Source organism: Hydrogenophaga taeniospiralis CCUG 15921 (genome assembly GCF_001592305.1).
GTDB lineage: Bacteria > Pseudomonadota > Gammaproteobacteria > Burkholderiales > Burkholderiaceae_C > Hydrogenophaga > Hydrogenophaga taeniospiralis.
In genome coordinates this window covers 214366-234921 of record NZ_BCWR01000001.1, presented here as the reverse complement: position 1 = coordinate 234921, position 20556 = coordinate 214366, and the positions used below count along the sequence as shown (strand labels likewise).

Sequence of the window (20556 nt, the reverse complement as noted above, 5' to 3'; positions counted from 1 at the left end):
CTCACTCGTCGTCGGCGTTGCCGCGGTCGGCAAACATGTAGAAGATCTTCAGCATCACACCCGAGACGGTGGTGGCCACACCCACTTCCACCCAGAAGATGCCGCGGTGCTGACCATGCACCGAATGGTGGTCGAGCACGAAGTAGTCGAGGTAGTTGCCACCCAGCAGCAGGCCGGCCACGCCCACGCCGCCGTAGATCAGCACGCCGATGGCCATCATGGACTCCACCAGCGGCTCGGGTACCACCTTGCGCGCGTCGGCCAGGCCGTAGATCAGGGCGTAGAAGATCACCGCGGCCGCCAGGATCACACCGGCCTGGAAGCCGCCGCCCGGGCCGAAATCGCCGTGGAACTGCACATACAGCGCGAACAGCAGGATGAACGGGATCAGCAGCTTGGCGATGACCCGCAGGATCAGGTCGTGCCTCATGCCTTGTCGTCCTTGCTGTTCCTGCGGCGGCGACGCAGCAGGGCGATCACGCCCGCACCGGCGGTGAAGACCACGGTGGTTTCACCCAATGTGTCGTAGCCCCGGTAGCTGGCCAGCACCGCGGTGACCACGTTGGGCACATCGACCTCCTGTTTGATCTCGTTCAGGTAGCGTGGGACCACATGGGTGTGGATCGGTGCCTTGGGATCGGAAAATTCCGGCAGGCCCAGCGTGCCGTACACCAGCACCGCACCCACCGCGCCAGAGACAAACAGCGGCAGCCAGGGCTTGTTCACCGGGCGCGCTTCCTCGCTCTTGCACAGGTGCAGCGCACCCAGAAACAGCACGGTCGAAATGCCCGCGCCCACGGCGGCTTCGGTCATGGCCACGTCCACGGCGTCCATCGCAACCAGCACGGTGGCCATCAGGAAACTGTAGATGCCGCCGAGCACGACCACGCCAAAGAGGTTGCGGCTGCGCGCGATCACCCAGACGGTGACCGCCATCAGCACCATCAGCACGTTGATGATCAGGGTTTCGATGATGGATTCTCCGGCTGGGCGAGCAGGGGTTTGAGGCCACGCGCCATGGCCGCACGGGCCAGGGCATGCGTCGCGGTGGGGCTGGCAAAGAAGATCAGCAGGCCGACCATCAGCAGCTTGACCGTGACCAGGGTCCAGCCCGCCTGCAGGCCCAGTCCAACCAGGATCAGGCCAGCACCCAGGGTGTCGATCACGCTGGCGGCGTGCATGCGCGTGTAGAAGTCGGGCATGCGCAGCAGGCCCAGGGCGCCCACGCAGCAGAAGAAGCCGCCCACCACCAGGCAGGCCCAGCTCAGGATGTCGATCACTGCGCTCATGCCGTCGGCTCCTCTTCATCACCCGGGTCACCCAGGTCCCCCTTGCGGAAGTACTTCAACACGGCGATGGTGCCGATCACGTTGAGCAGGCCATACACGATGGCCAGGTCCAGAAACTCGGGCCGCCCGGTCAGAAAACCCAGCACGGCCAGCAGCAGCATGGCCACGGTGCCGATGGAATTGGCGGCCTGGGCACGGTCGAACACCGTGGGGCCCAGGGCCGCGCGGATGAGTGCGAGGGTGAGCGTGACGAGGAGCGCGAGGGCGGCGGCGGCGAACATCAGCGGGAGCCCTCGCAGGCCGAGACCCTGCGATCCATGTCGCTGTCGATCGTGCCCTCGGCACCGTTGCGTGTGAGACCGTGCACCAGGAACTCGTGGGGCCAGGCTTCGATGGTGATGGTGCCCGGCGTGAGGGTGATGGAATTGGCGTGCAGCACCAGGCCCACATCGGTTTTCTGGCTCGGCTGGAATCGGACCATGGTGGGGCTGATCGGGAGTTTGGGGTTGAGGATGATCTTGCTCACGTCCCAGGCCGACTTCACGATTTCCTTGAACAGCCAGACCCAATACACCAGGGCCTTGGCGCCCAGCTGGATGGGATGGCCTTCGTGGTCCACCACATCCATGCGCTGCGCGAACCACACCACCGCCAACGCGCTGCCAGCACCGGCTGCCATGAGGAAGGGCGTGAAGAAGCCCGACAGCAGGAGCCAGAAGGCGTAGAGGGTGAGGAACAGGCTGAATGAGCGAAACACGGCAGTCCAACGGTGATCAGCGGAGCGGCATTATAGCCAGCGGTACCCTACAGAAAGCGGACGGCTTTGATAGCCAAAATGGGCGCTTTCGACGGTCAAAACGCTCGCATCATGGTTCATCTGCGCCGTGCTGGCTATTCATGAAATCCCGATAGCATACGGACACACCGACCGACCGAAACCCTGTTTGACGAGACCGACCGAATGTTTTTTTCCGCACCGATGGCACGCCCGAACGAGATGCGTGCGCCATCCAGACATCAGCCATCGCCCCGAGGTGCAGCATGAGCGCCGCCCGGCCGTTCCGAAGGCGCTCAGCCCCGCAGTGCGCAGCACGGAGGGAAGCCCAGTGAGCGCGGATCTGATGGATGGGCTCGTATTGCTCCTGCTGTTGGCCAACCTGGTGCTGGTGGTGTGGCTGCTGTTGCGGCGCCAGCCCCTGGACACCGAGGAGCAGGCGCATCGCCAGGCGCTGCTGGCCACGCTGCAAAGCCAGGGGCAGCAGACCACCCAGCGCATCGAGCGCGTGGAAAGCGAGCTGCGCCGCGAGATCGGTGAAAACGCACGTGGCGGGCGGCAGGAAATCCAGCAGACCCTGGCCACTTTCCAGGAAACGCTCACGCGCCAGGACGCCGAAGCCACCCGCACGCAGAACACCCAGCTCGATGCGTTTGCCCAGCAGTTGCTGCAGCTGCGCGGCACCTTGGGCGACACGCTGACGCAGCAGCTGCAGGCGATCAGCCTGGGCATGGGGCAGCAGGCCGCCGAGGCCACACGCACGCAGAACGCGCAGATCGACGCCTTTGCGCAGCAGCTCATGCAGTTGCGCGGGACGCTGGGCGACACCATCACCCAGCAGCTCAAGGCCATGATGGAAAGCAACCAGCAGCGCCTGAGCGAGGTGCGCGCCACGCTGGAAAACCAGCTGACCCAACTGCAGCAGACCAACGCCGCCAAGCTCGACGAGATGCGGGCCACGGTGGACGAAAAACTGCAGAGCACGCTGCAGGCCCGCCTGGGCGAGAGCTTCAAGCAGGTGGCCGACCGGCTGGAGCAGGTGCACAAGGGGCTGGGCGAGATGCAGACGCTGGCGCAGGGCGTGGGCGATCTGAAGCACCTGCTGACCAACGTGAAGACCCGCGGCATGTTCGGCGAAGCCCAGCTCGGCGCGTTGCTGGAGCAGGTGTTCGCGCCCGACCAGTACGCCACGCAGGTGACCACGCGCCCGGGGAGCCGCAACGCGGTGGACTTCGCGATCAAGCTGCCGGGTCGCGGTGACGACGGCGCGCCGTGCTGGCTGCCGATCGACGCCAAGTTTCCGAACGAAGATTACGAACGCCTGCTCGACGCACAGCAGCGCGCCGATGTGGAAGGCGCCGAGCTGGCCGCGCGCGGGTTGGAGCAGCGCATCAAGCTCGAAGCCAAAAGCATGGCCGACAAGTACCTGGAGCCGCCACACACCACCGACTTCGCGATCCTCTTCCTGCCCACCGAAGGCCTGTACGCCGAGGTGCTGCGCCGTCCGGGGCTGATGGAAGTGCTGCAGCGCGAGTACCGCGTCACGCTGGCCGGGCCGACCACGCTGATGGCCATGCTCAACTCGCTGCAGATGGGCTTTCGCACGCTGGCGCTGGAGAAACGCAGCAGCGAGGTCTGGCAGGTGCTGGGAGCGGTCAAGACGGAGTTCGGCAAGTTCGGTGACGTGCTGGCCAAGGTCAAGGCCCAGACCCAGACCGTGCTCAACACCCTGGACAACGCCGAGACCCGCAGCCGCGCCATGGGCCGCGCGCTCAAGACCGTGGAGGCGCTGCCGCAGGAGCAGGCCAGCGCACTGCTGCCGCTCGACACCCACCCGGCCGAAGACGTTTGACCCCCACACTGCGCGCCGAGCTGGCCCGGCTGATCACCGCCCAGGTCTGTCTGCACGCCTGCATGACCGGCTTTCGCATGGCAGCGCCATTGATGGCGCTGCGCGAAGGTCACAGCCCGGTCGCGGTGGGCATGCTGCTGGCGCTGTTCGCGGTGGCCCAGGTGTTTCTGGCCTTGCCGGCGGGCCGCTATGCCGACCGCCGGGGCCTCAGGAAGCCGGTGCGGCTGGCCGTGGGTGTGGCCACCGGGGGCGCGTTGCTGGCCGTGGTCTTCCCGGTGTATGGCGTGTTGTGCCTCACCGCCCTGACCTGCGGCGGGGCCACCGGGATGGCTGTGATCGCGCTGCAGCGCCATGTGGGGCGGCTCGCGACGGATGCCACCACACTCAAGCAGGTGTTCAGCTGGATGGCCATCGGGCCGTCCATTTCCAATTTCATCGGCCCGCTGGCTGCGGGCGTGATGATCGACAGTTTCGGGTTTCGCGCCGCGTTCCTGCTGCTCGCGCTGCTGCCCTCGCTGGCCTGGATCTGGATGCGCGGCACGGTGGAGCATGAACCGTTGGCCCCGGAGCAGCGAAACACCAGCGGATCACCATGGAACCTGTTGCTTGACGCCGCGTTCCGCCGCCTCATGCTGATCAACTGGATGCTGGCCTCGTGCTGGGACGTACACACCTTCATCGTGCCGGTGATCGGACACGAGCGTGGCCTGAGCGCGACCGCGATCGGCGCCGTGCTGGGGGCTTTCGCGCTGGCCGCCACCGCCATCCGGCTGGCCATGCCCTGGCTGGCCGCGCACCTGCGCGAATCGGTGGTGATCGGCTCGGCGATGCTGGCGACCGCGCTGCTGTTTGCGTTGTACCCCCTGGTGCAGGCGACCTGGGCGATGGGGCTGTTGTCCATCCTGCTGGGGCTGGCGCTGGGGTCGGTGCAGCCGATGGTCATGAGCACGCTGCACCAACTCACGCCCCGGCACCGTCATGGTGAAGCGCTGGGCATGCGGGCCATGGCGATCAATGGATCGAGCGTGGTGATGCCATTGCTGCTGGGCTCGGCCGGTGCGCTGGTGGGCGTGGCCTGGGTGTTCTGGGTGGTGGGCGCGGTGGTGGGGGCGGGCTCACCCCTGGCCTGGCGGCTGAAGCTGCGGGCAAGGTCTCACTGAGGCCGCTCCCCGGGGTGTCACGCCGTCTCCAGGGCCGGCGGCTGCCGCGTGCGGCGGGTTTGGGGGCGGGGCAGGGTGACCGGCGGAAAACCCAGCCCGGCCAGATAGGTGTTCACCACCTGCCGGCCGCAGCGCCGCAGGTCGAACGCCTGGGGGTCTAGCAGCCAGTTCTGGATCAGGCCGTCGATCATCACGTGCAGGCCGAGCGCGGCGCTCTGCACCGGGATGGCGAGGGTCAACCCCTGCTGGTCCGCCGCCGACCGCAGCACCTCGGCGGTCTGCTGCATGCAGTCGTTGCGGCCCTGGAGGTGGCGCGCGCGCACCGCGTGCATTTCATCGTGGTATTCCACCTGCAGGGTCGCTATTTCGAAGACGCGGCGCGTGCGCTCGTCGGTGGCGGTCTTGTGCAGGGCGTAGGCGATGGAGTCGCGCAGTGACTGCAGTGGGTCTGCAAGGGTTGATGGGGTTTTCCCTACCTTGTTCAGGGTTTCTTCCAGCGGCAGAACCACGCGTTCCATCATCGCGTTGAATAGATCGGCCTTGTCCCTGAAGTGCCAGTAGATGGCGCCCCGCGTGGTGCCGGCGGCCGTGGCAATGTCGTTGAGCGAGGTGCGCGAGACGCCACGCGCCTGAAACAGGAGCTCGGCCGCGTCGAGCAGGCTGTGGCGGGTGGCCTCGGCATCGGCCTTGGTGCGTCGAACCATGTGATGTCTCCAGTCGATGACCCTAACATGAATTTGGGAATTTGTTGGGTTGAACTATACATACATTCACGAATGTATGTATAGTTCAACCCCTTGCCTTCGTTGGTCATCGCTCGCGATGGTCATGCCAGCCGCTTTTCAGGCGGCACCCCCGATTTCATTGCCCTAAGGATTCCCATGCCTGCTCAGAGTCCCCAGCCTTCCGTTTCGTTCAACCCTCCGCTGGCGACACCCGGTCGCACCGCGTTGTGGGCCCGCCGTCTGTCGGTGATCTCCGCTGCCGTGTTGCTGGTGGCCTGCGGCAAAGGTGAGGCGCCGGCCGCGGCGGCTCCTGGCGGCGGCATGCCCGCGCCCGAGGTGGGCGTGGTCACGGTCGCGCCGGGTGACGTCGGGCTGTTGACCGAGTTGCCGGGCCGGCTGGAGGCTTCGCGCACGGCACAGGTGCGGGCACGGGCGGCGGGCATCCTGCAGCAGCGGTTGTTCAAGGAAGGCAGCGATGTGAAGGCCGGTCAGGCGCTGTTCCGCATCGACCCGGCACCGTACGCCGCCACCCTTCGGAGTGCGCAGGCCAGCCTGGCCCGGGCACAGGCCAACCAGGCCCAGGCCACGGCGCTGGCCGAGCGCTACAAGCCGCTGGTGGCGGAGAACGCGATCAGTCAGCAGGAATACGCCAACGCGGTGGCGGCCCAGAAGACGGCCGAGGCCGATGTGGCCGTGGCCAAGGCGGCTGTGCAGACTGCCAGCATCAATCTGAACTATGCGAACGTAACGGCACCGATCTCGGGTCGCATCGGCCGCGCGCTGGTGACCGAAGGCGCGCTGGTGGGACAGGGCGAGGCGACCCCGCTGGCCCTGATCCAGCAGGTGGATCCGATGTATGTGAACTTCACCCAGTCGGCGGCGGAGACCATGAAACTCCAGCGCGCGCTGGAGAGCGGCCAGCTCAAGGGCGCGGGCGTCGGGGCGGCCAGCGTGCGTGTGGTGCTGGAAGATGGCAGCGAATACCCCAAGGCGGGGCGGCTGCTGTTCTCCGATCTGTCGGTGGACCCCACCACCGGTCAGGTGACGTTGCGCGCCGAGGTGCCCAACCCTGGCGGCGCGCTGCTGCCGGGCCTGTACGTGCGGGTGCGCCTGGAGCAGGCGACGGCGCGTGACGCCATCGCCCTGCCGCAGCAGGCGGTGACGCGCTCGGCCCAGGGCGACTCGGTGTCGGTGGTGGGCGCCGACGGCAAGATCGAAAGCCGGTCTGTGAAGATCGGTGGCCAGCAGAACGGGAAGTGGGTGGTGCTGGACGGTCTGAAGGCCGGCGAGCAGGTGATGGTGGACGGTTTCCAGAAGCTGCAGATGATGCCGCCGGGCACCCCGGTCAAGGCCGTGCCCTGGCAGGCGCCGGGCGCCGCCCCGGCCGCAGCCGCACCCGCCACAGCCCCGGCCGAAGCTCCGGCTGCGTCGAAGTAAGGATCCGACATGGCGAAATTCTTCATCGACCGGCCGATCTTCGCGTGGGTGATCGCGCTCTTCATCATGGTGATGGGCGCGGTGTCCATCACCCAGCTGCCGATCGCGCAGTACCCACCGGTGGCGCCCCCGTCCATCGTCATCAACGCGACCTACCCCGGCGCTTCGGCCCAGACGCTGGAAGACAGCGTGCTGTCTGTCATCGAGCAGGAAATGAACGGCTCGCCCGGCCTGATCTACATGGAAGCCGTGGCCCAGGCCAACGGCACCGGCAGCATCACGCTGAGCTTTGAGCCCGGCACCAACGCCGACCTGGCGCAGGTGGACGTGCAGAACCGCCTCTCGCGGGCCACGCCGCGCCTGCCCTCGGCGGTGACGCAGCAGGGCGTGCGCGTGGACAAGTCGCGCAACAACTTCCTGCTGTTCACGATCCTCTCCAGCGACGACCCGGCCTGGGACCCGGTGGCCCTGGGCGACTACGCGTCGCGCAGCATCGTGCCCGAACTGCAGCGCCTGCCCGGCGTGGGCCAGGCCCAGCTGTTCGGCACCGAGCGCGCCATGCGGGTCTGGATCGATCCGGCCAAGCTGCTGGGTTTCAACTTGAGCGCGGCCGACGTGACCAACGCCATCCGCGCCCAGAACGCCCAGGTCTCGGCCGGTGAGATCGGCGCGTTGCCCAACGTGGCAGGCCAGAGCATCGCCGCCACCGTGGTGGTCAACGGCCAGCTCGCCAGCGTGGAGCAGTTCGGCAACATCGTGCTGCGCGCCAGCGCCGACGGCGCCACCGTGCGCCTGAAAGACGTCGCGCGCATCGAGCTCGGCGCCCAGGCCTACGCCACCTCGGCGCGCCTGAACGGCAAGCCGTCCACCGGCATCGGTGTGCAGCTCTCGCCCAGCGGCAATGCGCTGGCCACAGCCGAGGCGGTGCGCGCGAAGATGACCGAGCTGGAGCGCTTTTTCCCCAAGGGCATGACCTGGGCGATTCCTTACGACAGCTCCAAGTTCGTGAAGATCTCCATCCAGGAAGTGGCCAAGACGCTGGCCGAGGCGGTCGCGCTGGTGTTCCTGGTGATGTTCCTGTTCCTGCAGAACTGGCGTTACACGCTCATCCCGACGCTGGTCGTGCCGGTGGCGCTGCTGGGCACCTTCGCGGGTCTGCTGGCGATGGGTTTCTCGATCAACGTGCTGACCATGTTCGGCATGGTGCTGGTGATCGGTATCGTGGTGGACGACGCCATCGTGGTGGTGGAAAACGTCGAGCGCATCATGAGCGAGGAGGGCCTGCCGCCGCTGGAGGCCACGCGCAAGGCCATGGGCCAGATCTCGGGCGCCATCATCGGTGTGACCGTGGTGCTGATCTCCGTGTTCGTGCCACTGGCCTTCTTCAGCGGCTCCGTGGGCAACATCTACCGCCAGTTCGCGGCGGTGATGGGCATGTCCATCGCCTTCTCGGCCTTCATGGCGCTGTCGCTCACGCCCGCGCTCTGCGCCACGCTGCTCAAGCCGGTGGAGGCGGGCCACGCGCACGCCAAGACCGGCTTCTTCGGCTGGTTCAACCGCGGTTTCTCGCGCACCGCCAAAGGGTACGAGGGCGGCGTGGCCAAGCTGCTGCCGCGCGCCGGCCGCACGCTGGTGATCTATGCGGCCATCGTCGCCGCCGCCGCGGTGGTCTACCAGCGCCTGCCGACCTCGTTCCTGCCCAACGAAGACCAGGGCAACTTGCTGGTCAACGTGCAACTGCCGCCGGGTGCCACGCAGGAGCGCACGCTGGCTGTGATGAAGCAGGTGGAAGGTTTCATGCTCCAGCAGCCCGAAGTGGAGAGCATGGTCGGCGTGCTGGGCTTCAGCTTCTCGGGCCAGGGCCAGAACGCCGCGCTCGCCTTCGTCACGCTCAAGGACTGGTCCGAGCGCTCCGGCGAAGGCAGCTCGGCCCAGGCCGTGGCCGGCCGCGCCTTCGGTGCGCTCTCGGGCATCCGCGACGCCTTCATCTTCCCGCTGAGCCCGCCGCCCATTCCCGAGCTCGGCGCTTCGTCGGGTTTCAGCTTCCGGCTGCAGGACCGCGCGGGCCGGGGGCATGACGCGCTGCTGGCCGCGCGCAACCAGATGCTGGGCATGGCCTCGCAGAGCAAGCTGCTCACCCAGGTGCGCCCCGACGGCCTGGAAGATGCACCGCAGCTGCAGATCGACATCGACCGGAACAAGGCCAACGCCCAGGGTGTCGGGTTCGACGCGATCAATGCCGCCATCGGCACCGCGCTGGGCTCCAGCTACGTCAACGACTTCCCCAACGCGGGCCGCCTGCAGCGGGTGGTGGTGCAGGCCGATGCCATGGCGCGCATGCAGCCCGAAGACCTGTTGCGCATCAACGTGCTCAACAGCAAGGCGCAGGCGGTGCCGCTGTCGGCATTCGCCACCACGCGCTGGGTCACCGGCCCGATGCAGACCGTGCGCTACAACGGCTACCCGTCCATGCGTATCAGCGGCAGCGCCGCGCCGGGGGTGAGCACCGGCCAGGCCATGGCCGAGATGGAGGCACTGGCGGCCAAGCTGCCGCAAGGCTTCGGTTTCGAATGGACCGGCCAGTCGCGCGAGGAAAAGCTCGCCGGCTCACAGGCGCTGATCCTCTACGGTTTCGCGATCCTGGCGGTGTTCCTTTGCCTGGCCGCGCTGTACGAGAGCTGGAGCATTCCGTTGTCGGTGGTGCTGGTGGTGCCGCTGGGCGTGCTGGGCGTGCTGCTGGCCACGCTGCTGCGCGGCTACTCGAACGACGTGTACTTCCAGGTCGGCCTGATCACCATCATTGGCCTGTCGGCGAAGAACGCGATCCTGATCATCGAATTCGCCAAGGACCTGCAGGCCCAGGGCAAGAGCGTGGTGGAGGCGGCGCTGGCGGCGGCGCACCTGCGGTTCCGTCCCATCATCATGACCTCGCTGGCGTTCACGCTGGGCGTGTTGCCCCTGGCCCTGTCGGGCGGCGCTGGCTCGGCCAGCCAGCGCGCCATCGGCACCGGCGTGATCGGCGGCATGCTCACGGGCACGGTGCTGGCGGTGGTGTTCGTGCCGATCTTCTTTGTGGTGGTGCGCTCCCTGTTCAAGGGCAGCGATCGCCAGCACCGTCGGGAAGCCGAGGAGGCCGAACACCATGGTGTGCACTGATATGAAACACCCCCGCCGCGCTGCGCGCGACCCCCTCAAGGGGGCTGAGGGCCGCGGCTCCGAGCCTGCCTGCGCAGGCTTGGACGGCCCGAAGAAGCCTCGCCTCTGGCGAGGCTGCGGCCTGCAAGGCGCACTGGCCGTCCGGCAAAGCTGGCCCGGCGGTGCCCTGGATGGCGCTTCTTCTTTCGTTGCGTCGTGTCTTTCCCGATACGCGTTGGAGCCACTGGCATGATTTTTTCTTCTCTCAAATTGCGCGGCAGCGCCCTGGCCCTGGCGGTTCTGGCGCTGGCCGGCTGCTCTTTCATTCCCACGTACGAACGGCCGGCCGCACCGGTAGCTGCCGACTGGCCCGGGGCCGTGCCCGGCAGCGCTGCGGGCTCGCCAGCGGCGGCCGAGATTGCCTGGTCCGACTTCGTCACCGATGCGCGGCTGCGCGAACTCATCGGCCTGGCGATCCAGAACAACCGCGACCTGCGCGTGGCGGTGCTCAATATCGAACAGGTGCGTGCGCAGTACCAGATCCGTCGCGCCGACCGGTTTCCGACGCTGAACCTGGCCGCCACCGGCAACCGCCAGAGCAGCACCGACGACAGCATCACCAGCGTCTACACGGCCGGACTCGCCATGAGCAGCTGGGAGCTCGACTTCTTTGGCCGCGTGGCCAGCCTCAAAGAGGTGGCGCTGGCGCAGTACCTGGCCAGCGAAGAGGCGCGCAAGGCGGCGCAGACCAGTCTGGTGGCGTCGGTCGCCAGCACCTGGCTGAGCCTGCAGGCCAGCGACGAGCTGCTGGCGCTCACGCAGCGCACCCTGGCCACGCGCCAGGACTCGCTGCGCCTGACCAAGCTGCGCTTCGACAACGGCGCCGCTTCCGCGCTCGATCTGCGCCAGGCCGAGTCGCTGACCGCGGCGGCCGAGTCCGCCCTGGCCCAGCAGCAGCGCCAGCGCGCGCTCGACCTCAACGCGCTCACCCTGCTGGTGGGGCAGCCGCTGCCGGCTTCGCTCGCCGATCCCGCAAGCGAAGCGGTCACCACGCAGCCGCTGTTCCGCGAGGTGCCCGCCGGTCTGCCCTCAGACCTGCTCACCCGCCGTGCCGACATCCGCCAGGCCGAGCAGCAACTGATCGGCGCCAACGCCAACATCGGTGCGGCGCGGGCGGCCTTCTTCCCGCGCATCTCGCTCACCGCGAGCGTGGGAACGGCCAGCAGCGCGCTTTCGGACCTGTTCAAGGACGGCTCCTGGGGTTTCACGCTGGCACCGCAGGCGCTGCTGCCGATCTTCGACGCGGGCCGCAATCAGGCCGGCCTGGCATCGGCCAAAGCGGGCCGCGAGATCGCGGTGGCGCAGTACGAGAAGGCGATCCAGAGCGCGTTCCGCGAGGTCGCCGATGCGCTGGCAGGGCGCGCCACGCTGGGTGAGCAACTGCGCGCCCAGCAGGCCCAGGCCACGGCCGAGGCCGAGCGCTTCCGTCTGGCCGAGCTGCGCTACCGCAACGGCGTGGCCAGCTTCCTCGACGTGCTCGACGCACAGCGTTCGCTGTTCGCCACCCAGCAGGCCCTGACACAGACGCGGCTGGTGCAACAGCAGAACCAGGTGGCGCTCTACAAGGCGCTGGGTGGGGGGTACTGACGCCCCCCTGCGCCGCTTCGCGTCTTCCCCCCGGTGGGGGGACCACACCTGTGGCCCGGCTGAGCCGGTTCCACGGTGTGTGCTGGACGGTCCTGCGCTGCTTCTGAGCGCCTGGGCCGCCCAGGCTTTCAGACTGGCGGTAAGTCGTAAAAACGCATGATGTAGTCCCACGCCGCCCGCGGGTCGTCCACGTACTCAAACAGTTTCAGGTCTTCGGGCGAAATCATGCCTTCCTCGACCAGCACGTCCAGGTTCATCAGGCGTTTCCAGTGCGCGCTGCCGAACAATACGATGGGCACCGGCTTGGCCTTTTTGCACTGCACCAGGGTGATCACCTCGAACAGCTCGTCCAGCGTGCCGAAGCCGCCGGGGAAGGCCACCAGCGCCTTGGCGCGCATCATGAAATGCATCTTGCGCAGCGCGAAGTAGTGGAACTTGAAGCTGAGTTCGGGTGAGATGTAAGGGTTGGCCGACTGTTCGTGGGGCAGGGCGATGTTCAGCCCCACGTTGAGCGCGCCCTCGTCGTGGGCGCCGCGGCTGGCCGCTTCCATGATGCCGGGTCCGCCGCCGGTGCAGATGAACAGTTGGTCTTCCTTCGGACAGCGGGCGCTGTAGCGCGCGACGATGCGGCCGAACTCGCGCGCCTGTTCGTAGTGGTGGGCATTGCGCACCATGGCGCGGGCGCGGGCCAGGGCCTCGGGGTCACCGCTGGACTCGGCGTCGATCAGGCGCGCCCGGGCGATCTCGGGTTCGTGCACGCGCGCGCTGCCAAACACCACGATGGTGTTTTCAATGCCCAGATCGCGCTGGGCCAGGTCGGGCTTGAGCATTTCCAACTGGAAGCGGATGCCGCGCGTCTCGCGGCGCAACAGGAATTCAGGGTCGGCAAAGGCCAGGCGGTAGGCGTCGGCCTGCAGCGGATGGCCTTCGCTGGCGTGCGACTGCAGTTCGGCCCAGGCATCGGCCAGGCGGCGTTCTTTCAGGTCTTGGGTGGCTTCCATGAGGGCTCCTTGTTGCATGTTCTCGATTGTCTGTCTTGTCGCCCGGCACCCGGGCCGACTCAGAGTCCGATGGCCAGCGCCAGTGGCACAAAGGCTACGGCCAGTGCGTTGCCGAGCATGATCATCGCCCCCACCTTGTCGGGCTCCTGGTGGTAGCGGTCCGCCAGCATGAACTGCATCACCGCCGGCGGCAAGGCCGCAAACAGCAGCAACTGGCCACGCGCGGCACCTTCCAGCCCCAGCGCCCAGGCCAGCGGGATGCCGATGGCCAGCCCGATCATCGGCCGTGCCAGCGCGCCCAGCAGGCCGAGCGCCAGGCCGTTGCGGGTCAGGGCCGTGAGCCGCACGCCGAGCGCGAACAGCATCATGGGCAGCAACGCGTCGCCCAGCAGCTTCAGACCGGACAACACCACCTCGGGCGGGCGCAGGTCGGTCAGGGCACTGACGAAGCCGAGCGCGGTGGCGATCATCAGCGGGCTGGTGAGCAGGTCGCGTGTGCGCGCTTGGCTGCTGGTGATGCGCGCGCCGAGCGAGAAGTGGAACAGGTTGCTCACCGAGAACAGCGCCACGGCGGCACCGAAGTGCGCTGGCCCGAAGGCCAGCAGGGCCAGTGGCAGGCCCATGTTGCCGCAGTTGTTGAACATCACCACCGGCACCAGGGTACGTGGCTGCGCACCACAGGCGCGGGCCAGCGGCCAGGCCAATAGCCCGCTGCCGAGAATCAGCGCCGTGCCTCCGATGAGCAGCGGCATGTGGTCGGCAAGGTGGAAGTCGCGCGAGGCCAGCGCCGAATACACCAGCATGGGCGCCAGCACATCGAGCGCGATGCGGTTGAACACCGTGAGGTCGGGCCGCTGGCGGCGCGCATAACCGTAGCCGATGGCCACGATCAGAAACACCGGGATGATGACGTCGGCGATGCGGGTGATGAGGTCCATGTCTCGGCAGTTCAAAACGAAAAGGCTCCCGGAGGAGCCTTTTCAACGATCAACGCAGCAGACGATCGGCTTAGACGCGCTTGCGGTATTCGCCGGTGCGGGTGTCGATCTCGATGCGGTCGCCCTGGGCCACGAACAGCGGCACGGACACTTCGAAACCGGTGGCGATCTTGGCGGGCTTGAGCACCTTGCCGGACGTGTCGCCCTTGACGGCGGGCTCGGTCCAGGTGATCTCGCGCTCGACGCTGGTCGGCAGTTCGACCGAGATGGCCTTGCCGTCGTAGAACACCACTTCCACGGCCATGCCGTCTTCCAGGTAGTTCAGCGCGTCGCCCATGTTTTCGGCTTCGACTTCGTACTGGTTGTAGTCGGCGTCCATGCAGACGTACATCGGGTCGGCGAAGTAGGAGTAGGTGCAGTCCTTCTTGTCCAGAATGATCTGGTCCATCTTGTCATCGGCCTTGCAGACCACTTCGGTGGCCATGTTGTTGAGCAGGGCCTTGAGCTTGAGGCGCACGGTGGCGGCACCGCGGCCGCCGCGGCTGTATTCGGTTTTCAGGACGATCATCGGGTCCTTGCCGTGCATGATCACATTGCCAGCGCGGAGTTCTTGAGCGATTTTCATAGGGATTCCAACTGTTGGGCCGCTTGTTCCTGTCGGGGCTGAAGGACCCGGGAACGGTGCTGATGGCTGCGATCTGTGCGGCGAGGCAGATGGCTGGCGGGAGCGGCTGCAGGTGTCTGCCAGGCCGGTTTTCCGCAAAGCCTTGAATTTTATCGCTTTTCCGAGACGAATTCGAGCAACTGCCCGGTCAGATCGGGTTGCGCCAGCAGCCGCTGTCGCGCCGAGAGCACGCAGGGTCGCCAGCTCTCGACCACTTCCCAGCCGGGCCAGACGCGTTCGGCCGTGGTGATGCCGTTCCAGAGCCGGTGAAACCTTCGCAGCGAATCCGGCGCCTCCAGCCAGTCCAGGAAGGCTTCGAGCTTGGCGTGGTGGGCGTTGTCGTGCTGCGGGTAGATGTGCCAGACCAGCGGCCTGCCGGCCCACAGGGCGCGCACCAGGGAGTCCTCGCCCCGCACCAGATTGAGGTCGCAGGACCAGAGCAGGTGGTCGAAAGCGTGTTGCGTCAGGGTGGGCAGCGCGAGCAGGCGGCAACTGGGGCCGGGTTCGCCCCCCTGCCCGCAGGCGGCGGCCACGGCCCGCGCGGCCCGGCCGGACGTGACCAGCCAGTCGCTGGCTTGCGCGTCCTGCCCGGCCTGTTGCAGCACGTCGGGCAACGGGGCCGGTTCGTAACAGAACAGGCTCACGCGGCGCCGCGCGCTGTTCACCGGCAGGCCCTGCGCGCGCAGCCAGGCCGGCGCGTCAAACGCCGCCTGGCGCGCCGGCAGATCGGCTTCGCGCAGCAGCCCCCCGGTGCGCGGCGTGAAGCCGGGGTAGAAAAACCATTTGGTCAGACCTTTGAGTGGCCCGCTCATGACCGGCGAGGGCAGGCGGTGCGAGCGTTCCACGTAGGACTCCGCGCTCAGGTATTCGAGGTTGAGCCACACCGGCGCGGCGGCGCCGGCCGCGATTCGCTGCGCCAATTCGGCCACACATTCGGGCGGCGGGTTGCAGCCGAAGGCCTCGACCCAGACATCGGCCGGCCCCGCCGCCTGCGCGAGTCCGGGCGCCAGTGGCTGGGTCCAGTGCAGCACCTCAATGCCCGGCACCTGCCCCTGCACCGCACCGGGCACCATCCAGGCCAGGTGTTCGGGCTGGTCGATCCACAGCCGCACCTGGTGGCCGCGCGAGGCCAGGTCCGCGCAGAAGCGCCAGCACACGCCCGCGTCGCCCAGGTTGTCGATGACCTGGCAGAAAACGTCCCAGCGCAGGGAGGGGAGCGGGCGGTGGGTAGGAGGACCGTTGGTTGACATGGGCGTGATCTTGCCACCGGCCAGCGCTGCAGGCCGCGGGTGCGCCGTTCACAATACCGCCCATGTCCCGCCCCGAATCCGAAGCACCACATTCCGAACAACTGCTCAGCGAAGTCGCGGCCCTGCCGGGCCTGCCGGGCGTCTACCGCTATTTTGATGCGCAGGGCCAACTGCTCTACGTGGGCAAGGCGCGCAATCTGAAAAAGCGGGTGGCGAGCTATTTCCAGAAGAACCATGACGGCACGCGCATCGGCCACATGGTGAGCAAGATCGTGCGCATGGAGACCACGGTGGTGCGCTCCGAGGCCGAGGCGCTGCTGCTGGAAAACAACCTCATCAAGACGCTGGCGCCGAAGTTCAACATCCTGTTTCGCGACGACAAGAGCTACCCCTATCTGAAGATCACCGGCACGCGCGAGACCTTCCGCACCGCGGGCCGCCTGCCGCCGCCCTCGCTCGCGTTTCCGCGCATGGCCTATTACCGCGGCGTGGTGGACAAGCGCCACAGCTACTACGGCCCGTACCCCAGCGCCTGGGCGGTGAAGGAGTCCATCACGCTGCTGCAGAAAGTGTTCCGGCTGCGCACCTGCGAAGACACGGTGTTCGCCAACCGCACCCGGCCCTGCCTGCTGTACCAGATCAAGCGCTGCAGCGGCCCCTGCGTGGACCTGATCGACAGCGAGGCCTACGCCCGCGACGTGGCCGATGCCGAGCGCTTCCTGCGCGGCGAGACCCAGGCCGTGCTCGACACGCTGGAGCAACGCATGATGGCCCACGCCGAGAAGCTCGAATTCGAGCAGGCCGCCGAACTGCGCAACCAGATCACGGCGCTTTCGCGCGTGTTGCACCAGCAGGCGGTGGACAACGTGTCCGACCAGGACGTGGACGTGCTGGCGGTGAAGGTGCAGGGTGGCCGCGCCTGTGTGAACCTGGCCATGATCCGCGGCGGGCGCCACCTGGGCGACCGGCCGTACTTTCCCACCCACGTGGAAGACGCCACCGCCATCGACAGCGTGATGAGTGATGACGAGACATCCGAGGTACCACCCGCCGATCCCGCCGATCCCGCCGAGCGCGTGGCCGTTCGCGTTCTGGAGGCTTTCATCGCCCAGCACTATCTGGGCGTGGCCATGCCGCACACCCTGGTGACCAGCCACCCCGTGGGCCGGCCGCTGCTGGACGCGCTCACCGAGCAGATCGGCGCCAAGGTCAATGCTGTGCACCACCCGCGCGAGCACCGCCGCATCTGGCTGGAGATGGCGCAGAAAAACGCCGACATCGCGCTGGCGCGGCTGCTGGCCGAAGAGGGCTCGCAACAGGCCCGCACCCGCGCCCTGGCCGATGCGCTGAACCTGCCCGACGACCAGCTCGACACGCTGCGCATCGAATGCTTCGACATCTCGCACACCGCGGGCGAATCGACCCAGGCCTCGTGCGTGGTGTTCGAGGCCCACAAGATGCAGAACAGCCAGTACCGCCGCTACAAGATCGAGGGCATCACGCCTGGTGACGACTACGCCGCCATGCGCCAGGTGCTGCTGCGGCGCTACGGCAAGATCGCCGAGGCGCTGCGGGCAGACGACGCCTTGCCGGCCGGTTCCCCGCCCGCCGAGGTCGATCCCGCCACACCCGCCGGAGTCGCCGGGGCCGAAGCGGCCTCCGCCGTGGGCCCCGCGCCTGTTGACGGGGCCATCGTAGCGACCGGCGCGCCGGACGAGGTCGCCGCCATCGAGCCCACGGTCGAATCCGTCGCCGGCCCGCGCATGCCCGACCTAGTGCTGGTCGACGGCGGCAAGGGCCAGGTGAGCATGGCGCGCGAGGTGTTCCAGCAGCTCGGCCTGGACCTCTCGCTCATCGTGGGCGTGGAAAAAGGCGAGGGCCGCAAGGTGGGCCTGGAGGAGCTGGTGTTCGCCGACGGCCGCGAGAAGGTGTACCTGGGTCACGACTCGGCCGCGCTCATGCTGGTGGCGCAGATCCGCGACGAAGCGCACCGCTTCGCCATCACCGGCATGCGCGCCCAGCGCGCCAAGGTGCGCACCGGCGGCAGCCGGCTCGAAGACATTCCCGGCGTGGGGCCCAAGAAGCGTGCCCGCCTGCTGCAGCGGTTTGGCGGTGTGCGCGGCGTGGCCTCCGCCAGCGTGGACGACCTCTGCACGGTCGAAGGCATTTCCACCGAGCTGGCCGACGCCATCTACCGCGCGCTGCACTGAACCGGGTGTCGCTCCGCCATAATCGCTGCATGTTCTTCAACCTTCCCACCCTGCTGACCTGGGCGCGCATCGTCGCCATTCCGCTGATCATCGGGGTGTTCTATCTGGAAGGTATGAACCCGGCGCGGCAGAACCTGATCGCCACGGTCATGTTTGTGGTGTTTGCCGCCACCGACTGGGCCGACGGCTTTCTGGCGCGCAAGCTCAACCAGACCTCGGCCTTCGGCGCTTTCCTGGACCCCGTGGCCGACAAGTTCCTGGTCTGCGCCAGCCTGCTGGTGCTGGTGCACCTGGAGCGGGCCGACGTGTTCGTGGCACTCATCATCATCGGCCGCGAAATCGCCATTTCTTCCCTGCGTGAGTGGATGGCCATCATCGGCGCGACCAAGAGCGTGGCGGTGCACATGATTGGCAAGCTCAAGACCACGGTGCAGATGACGGCGATTCCTTTTCTGCTGTTCAACGGCCAGCTGTTCGGGGTGATCGACACGCACCTGTGGGGCACCTGGCTGATCTGGATCTCGGCGGTGCTGACCGTCTGGTCCATGGTGTATTACCTGCAGAAAGCCCTGCCGGAAATCCGCGCGCGTTCGCACTGAGCGCGCCCCGCGCGCTCCTCTCCCATGACATCTCCCGTGCAAGACAACGCGTGGCTGCGCGCCATGCCCTGGGTGTTCGTGCTGATCTGGAGCACGGGCTTCATCGTGGCGCGCTACGGCATGCCCCACGCGCCGCCCATGAAGTTCCTGGCGGTGCGTTATGCGCTCTCCATCCTGTGCTTCCTGCCCTGGATCTGGTTCGCCGGAGTCCGCTGGCCGAAGGACCGCGTCCAGTGGCTGCACCTGGCCGTCACCGGGGTGCTGATGCACGCGGGCTACCTCGGTGGGGTCTGGGCCGCGGTCAAGGCTGGCATGGGCTCGGGTCTGTCGTCGTTGATCGTCGGCATCCAGCCGGTGCTCACCGCGGTCTGGCTCAGCTCGATGGGCGGCCCGGGTTCGCATGTGTCGCGCCGCCAGTGGGTCGGCCTGCTGCTGGGCTTTGCCGGCCTGGTGCTGGTGGTCTCGCGCAAGTTCGGCGCGGGCGGGCCGGGGGATCAGGCCAACTGGCTCAACCTCTCCTTTGCTGTGATGGCGCTGTTCGCCATCACCATCGGCACGCTGTACCAGAAGCGTTTCGTGCAGCCCTGCGACGTGCGCAGCGCCAACACCGTGCAACTGGTCGCGGCGCTGGTGGTGACGCTGCCGCTGGCGTTGCTGGAAACCGAGTCCATGCGCTGGAACGCCGAGCTGGCCGGCGCCATGGCCTGGTCGGTGCTGGGACTCACGCTGGGCGGCAGTTCGCTGCTCTACATGTTGATCCAGCGCGGCGCGGCGGCCTCGGTCACCAGCCTGATGTACCTGGTGCCGCCTTGCACGGCGCTGATCGCCTGGGGCCTGTTTGATGAGCCGATCACGGTGGTGACCGTGGCCGGCATTGCGCTCACCGCTTTCGGCGTGAGCCTGGTGGTGCGGCCGCCAAAGCCGGTCTGAGCTTCCAGGGCTCGTCGGCAAAGCGCTGCGCCAGAAAGTCGACCAGCAGCCGGATGCGCCGCGGCACCTGGGGCCGGTAGGGCGCCAGCCAATGGACGTGTGCCTCGGGCATGGCGTAGGTGGGCAATACACGCACCAGTTCGCCACTGGCCAGCTGCGGCGCGATGTCCCACAGGCTGCGCAGCATGATGCCGTGCCCCGCCAGGCACCAGTCGCGCACCATTTCCCCCGAGTTGCTGGACAGCGGCCCACGCACCGGCGTGTGCCGCACCGTGGATTCCCCTTCGCGTTGCAGGCGCCAGTGGTCAAAGCGCTGGCCCGGTCCACCCCCGTTCTCGCGCACCACCAGGCAGGCGTGGTCGGCGAGGTCCTGCAGCTGGCGGGGCGTGCCGTGCTGCTGGAGGTAGCGCGGCGCGGCCACCAGCACGCGCTGGTTGCCAGCGAGTCGGCGCGACACCCACTCGGTGGCCCGCTCGCCGGGTGCGTTCCAGAGCCAGATCGCGCCGTCAAAACCGTCCACCGCCAGATCGGGCAGTTGCTCGGTGAGCTGCAGCTGAACCTGGGTACCCGGGTGGCGGGCCTGAAAGTCCGCCAGCGCCGGCCCGACCCAGAGACGGCCGAAGCCGAAAGTGGCCGCCAGGCGGATGGGGCCGGCCGGCTCGGCCTGGCGTTCCCGCAGTTCGGACTCGACCTCGTCGAAGGCCCGCAGCAGGTGGATGGCGCGTTCGCACAGGGTGTCGCCCTCGGCCGTGGGGCTCACGCGCCGGGTGGTGCGCTGGAACAGGCGCAGGCCCAGGCGGGCCTCCAGCGCGGCCAGCCGTTTGGTGACCGCCGAGGGCGCCAGCTGCAGCGCCTTGGCCGCCATCACCAGGCTGCCATGCTGGCGCACGGCGAGCACGAGCTCAAGGTCGGATCGGTCCAATTGTTTCCTTTGAAGAATGAAT

19 protein-coding genes are annotated in these 20556 nt (G+C 67.6%); 8 read left to right on the top strand and 11 right to left on the bottom strand.

The genetic code is table 11. The features are described from left to right. Nucleotide 1: 1 nt before the first annotated feature. Genes HTA01S_RS01095 through HTA01S_RS01075 form a run of 5 tightly spaced genes read right to left on the bottom strand, consistent with a single transcriptional unit; the run spans nt 2 to nt 2046 of the window. Complete coding sequence (locus HTA01S_RS01095; protein WP_068166571.1) at nt 2-430, bottom strand: Na(+)/H(+) antiporter subunit B; 429 nt, start codon at nt 428-430, stop codon at nt 2-4. Beyond that, the gene (locus tag HTA01S_RS01090; RefSeq protein ID WP_245637978.1) at nt 427-945 is read right to left on the bottom strand and encodes a DUF4040 domain-containing protein; all 519 of its coding nucleotides are present in this window, start codon (nt 943-945) and stop codon (nt 427-429) included. Before HTA01S_RS01090 ends, HTA01S_RS01095 begins: the two co-directional genes overlap by 4 nt. A gap of 14 nt (nt 946-959) precedes the next feature. Next, a complete protein-coding gene (gene mnhG, locus HTA01S_RS01085; RefSeq protein ID WP_068166565.1) occupies nt 960-1289 on the bottom strand; it encodes a monovalent cation/H(+) antiporter subunit G in 330 nt (109 codons plus the stop codon). Next, on the bottom strand, nt 1286-1570 hold the full coding sequence (locus tag HTA01S_RS01080) for a monovalent cation/H+ antiporter complex subunit F (protein WP_068166562.1): 285 nt from the start codon (nt 1568-1570) through the stop codon (nt 1286-1288). Before HTA01S_RS01080 ends, mnhG begins: the two co-directional genes overlap by 4 nt. Then, complete coding sequence (locus tag HTA01S_RS01075; protein ID WP_068166560.1) at nt 1570-2046, bottom strand: Na+/H+ antiporter subunit E; 477 nt, start codon at nt 2044-2046, stop codon at nt 1570-1572. Before HTA01S_RS01075 ends, HTA01S_RS01080 begins: the two co-directional genes overlap by 1 nt. Nucleotides 2047-2410: 364 nt before the next feature. On the opposite strand from HTA01S_RS01075, the gene rmuC reads away from it, so the two are divergent. After that, entirely contained in the window at nt 2411-3916 is a 1506-nt protein-coding gene (gene rmuC, locus HTA01S_RS01070; protein WP_068167094.1) for a DNA recombination protein RmuC, read from the top strand. An 8-nt stretch (nt 3917-3924) separates the two neighbouring features. Continuing rightward, nucleotides 3925-5076, top strand: a complete 1152-nt coding sequence (locus HTA01S_RS01065; protein ID WP_157571945.1) for an MFS transporter — start codon at nt 3925-3927, stop codon at nt 5074-5076. A gap of 17 nt (nt 5077-5093) precedes the next feature. Here HTA01S_RS01065 and HTA01S_RS01060 read toward each other — a convergent pair whose 3' ends face one another. After that, nucleotides 5094-5780 (bottom strand): TetR family transcriptional regulator, encoded by a 687-nt coding sequence (locus tag HTA01S_RS01060; protein WP_068166558.1) that lies wholly within the window; start codon nt 5778-5780, stop codon nt 5094-5096. A 177-nt stretch (nt 5781-5957) separates the two neighbouring features. Between HTA01S_RS01060 and HTA01S_RS01055 the strand changes: the two genes are divergently transcribed. From HTA01S_RS01055 to HTA01S_RS01045, 3 genes are all read left to right on the top strand, one after another. Continuing rightward, nucleotides 5958-7238, top strand: coding sequence for an efflux RND transporter periplasmic adaptor subunit (locus tag HTA01S_RS01055; RefSeq protein WP_068166556.1), 1281 nt, complete (start codon nt 5958-5960; stop codon nt 7236-7238). Between the two features lie 9 nt (nt 7239-7247). Next, nucleotides 7248-10394 carry an efflux RND transporter permease subunit gene (locus tag HTA01S_RS01050; RefSeq protein WP_068166555.1) on the top strand — a complete coding sequence of 1049 codons (3147 nt, stop codon included), beginning with the start codon at nt 7248-7250 and terminating at the stop codon, nt 10392-10394. Between the two features lie 228 nt (nt 10395-10622). After that, nucleotides 10623-12020, top strand: coding sequence for an efflux transporter outer membrane subunit (locus tag HTA01S_RS01045; protein WP_068166552.1), 1398 nt, complete (start codon nt 10623-10625; stop codon nt 12018-12020). Nucleotides 12021-12148: 128 nt separating this feature from the next. Here HTA01S_RS01045 and HTA01S_RS01040 read toward each other — a convergent pair whose 3' ends face one another. The 4 genes from HTA01S_RS01040 to earP all read right to left on the bottom strand — a co-directional run bounded on the left by HTA01S_RS01040 (nt 12149) and on the right by earP (nt 15873). After that, nucleotides 12149-13021: an LOG family protein gene (locus HTA01S_RS01040; RefSeq protein ID WP_068166549.1), complete on the bottom strand. Its 873-nt coding sequence runs from the start codon at nt 13019-13021 to the stop codon at nt 12149-12151. Between the two features lie 59 nt (nt 13022-13080). Continuing rightward, entirely contained in the window at nt 13081-13959 is an 879-nt protein-coding gene (locus tag HTA01S_RS01035; protein WP_068166547.1) for an AEC family transporter, read from the bottom strand. Nucleotides 13960-14029: 70 nt separating this feature from the next. Then, complete coding sequence (gene efp / locus HTA01S_RS01030; protein ID WP_068166545.1) at nt 14030-14584, bottom strand: elongation factor P; 555 nt, start codon at nt 14582-14584, stop codon at nt 14030-14032. 149 nt (nt 14585-14733) lie between these two features. Next, nucleotides 14734-15873 (bottom strand): elongation factor P maturation arginine rhamnosyltransferase EarP, encoded by a 1140-nt coding sequence (gene earP / locus HTA01S_RS01025; protein WP_068166543.1) that lies wholly within the window; start codon nt 15871-15873, stop codon nt 14734-14736. Between the two features lie 62 nt (nt 15874-15935). Here earP and uvrC point away from each other — a divergent pair, with 62 nt between their 5' ends. The 3 genes from uvrC to HTA01S_RS01010 are packed head-to-tail and all read left to right on the top strand — an operon-like array spanning nt 15936 to nt 19612. Further along, a complete protein-coding gene (gene uvrC / locus HTA01S_RS01020) occupies nt 15936-18083 on the top strand; it encodes an excinuclease ABC subunit UvrC (protein WP_068166541.1) in 2148 nt (715 codons plus the stop codon). 29 nt (nt 18084-18112) lie between these two features. Continuing rightward, nucleotides 18113-18682 carry a CDP-diacylglycerol--glycerol-3-phosphate 3-phosphatidyltransferase gene (gene pgsA / locus HTA01S_RS01015; protein ID WP_068166539.1) on the top strand — a complete coding sequence of 190 codons (570 nt, stop codon included), beginning with the start codon at nt 18113-18115 and terminating at the stop codon, nt 18680-18682. A 24-nt stretch (nt 18683-18706) separates the two neighbouring features. After that, the gene (locus HTA01S_RS01010; protein WP_068166537.1) at nt 18707-19612 is read left to right on the top strand and encodes a DMT family transporter; all 906 of its coding nucleotides are present in this window, start codon (nt 18707-18709) and stop codon (nt 19610-19612) included. Here the strand turns inward: HTA01S_RS01010 and HTA01S_RS01005 are convergent. Next, nucleotides 19563-20534 carry a LysR family transcriptional regulator gene (locus tag HTA01S_RS01005; protein ID WP_068166533.1) on the bottom strand — a complete coding sequence of 324 codons (972 nt, stop codon included), beginning with the start codon at nt 20532-20534 and terminating at the stop codon, nt 19563-19565. The two genes, HTA01S_RS01010 and HTA01S_RS01005, sit on opposite strands and share 50 nt — an antisense overlap. Nucleotides 20535-20556 lie beyond the last annotated feature (22 nt).

What these genes read in the sequence shown, in the direction of transcription:
- HTA01S_RS01095 (WP_068166571.1), bottom strand. Translation starts at nt 430, where the DNA reads ATGAGGCACGACCTGATCCTGCGGGTCATCGCCAAGCTGCTGATCCCG.
- HTA01S_RS01090 (WP_245637978.1), bottom strand. Translation starts at nt 945, where the DNA reads ATGGTGCTGATGGCGGTCACCGTCTGGGTGATCGCGCGCAGCCGCAAC.
- mnhG (WP_068166565.1), bottom strand. Translation starts at nt 1,289, where the DNA reads ATGAGCGCAGTGATCGACATCCTGAGCTGGGCCTGCCTGGTGGTGGGC.
- HTA01S_RS01080 (WP_068166562.1), bottom strand. Translation starts at nt 1,570, where the DNA reads ATGTTCGCCGCCGCCGCCCTCGCGCTCCTCGTCACGCTCACCCTCGCA.
- rmuC (WP_068167094.1), top strand. Translation starts at nt 2,411, where the DNA reads ATGGATGGGCTCGTATTGCTCCTGCTGTTGGCCAACCTGGTGCTGGTG.
- HTA01S_RS01060 (WP_068166558.1), bottom strand. Translation starts at nt 5,780, where the DNA reads ATGGTTCGACGCACCAAGGCCGATGCCGAGGCCACCCGCCACAGCCTG.
- HTA01S_RS01055 (WP_068166556.1), top strand. Translation starts at nt 5,958, where the DNA reads ATGCCTGCTCAGAGTCCCCAGCCTTCCGTTTCGTTCAACCCTCCGCTG.
- HTA01S_RS01050 (WP_068166555.1), top strand. Translation starts at nt 7,248, where the DNA reads ATGGCGAAATTCTTCATCGACCGGCCGATCTTCGCGTGGGTGATCGCG.
- HTA01S_RS01045 (WP_068166552.1), top strand. Translation starts at nt 10,623, where the DNA reads ATGATTTTTTCTTCTCTCAAATTGCGCGGCAGCGCCCTGGCCCTGGCG.
- HTA01S_RS01040 (WP_068166549.1), bottom strand. Translation starts at nt 13,021, where the DNA reads ATGGAAGCCACCCAAGACCTGAAAGAACGCCGCCTGGCCGATGCCTGG.
- HTA01S_RS01035 (WP_068166547.1), bottom strand. Translation starts at nt 13,959, where the DNA reads ATGGACCTCATCACCCGCATCGCCGACGTCATCATCCCGGTGTTTCTG.
- efp (WP_068166545.1), bottom strand. Translation starts at nt 14,584, where the DNA reads ATGAAAATCGCTCAAGAACTCCGCGCTGGCAATGTGATCATGCACGGC.
- earP (WP_068166543.1), bottom strand. Translation starts at nt 15,873, where the DNA reads ATGTCAACCAACGGTCCTCCTACCCACCGCCCGCTCCCCTCCCTGCGC.
- uvrC (WP_068166541.1), top strand. Translation starts at nt 15,936, where the DNA reads ATGTCCCGCCCCGAATCCGAAGCACCACATTCCGAACAACTGCTCAGC.
- pgsA (WP_068166539.1), top strand. Translation starts at nt 18,113, where the DNA reads ATGTTCTTCAACCTTCCCACCCTGCTGACCTGGGCGCGCATCGTCGCC.
- HTA01S_RS01010 (WP_068166537.1), top strand. Translation starts at nt 18,707, where the DNA reads ATGACATCTCCCGTGCAAGACAACGCGTGGCTGCGCGCCATGCCCTGG.